We start from the raw sequence: 335 nt of genomic DNA on the forward strand, positions 1-335 counted from the left end.
ATCAAGACGCCTTTCGGCTCCCCAGTTGATCCAGAAGTATAAATCATATAGGCTAGATGATGCCCTTCTGCCACTGAGGGTGGATTCGTTGTACGCTCTCCTTCCATCCCCTTATCCAAATAAATCACTTTGCCTGAGTATGAGTCTATTCTTTCTTTCAACACCGACTGTGTAAGCAAAAAAGGGACAGCACTGTCTTTCAGCATGTACTCAATACGGCTATCTGGATATTGAGGGTCAATTGGCACATAGGCTCCTCCCGCCTTTAAAATTCCCAGCATCCCGATGAGTAGATCAAATGATGGGCGAACCATGATGCCTACCAACATATCCGT

At 45.7% G+C, this 335-nt stretch carries 1 protein-coding gene; it reads right to left on the reverse strand.

What is annotated here, in order from left to right; translation table 11 throughout:
- On the reverse strand, positions 1 to 329 hold a 329-nt coding region (locus HFD78_RS29170), incomplete at its 3' end, for an AMP-binding protein (protein WP_346986747.1).
- Positions 330 to 335: the final 6 nt, after the last annotated feature.

Source organism: Bacillus sp. EKM501B, from assembly GCF_011800505.1.
GTDB lineage: Bacteria > Bacillota > Bacilli > Bacillales > Bacillaceae_G > Bacillus_A > Bacillus_A cereus.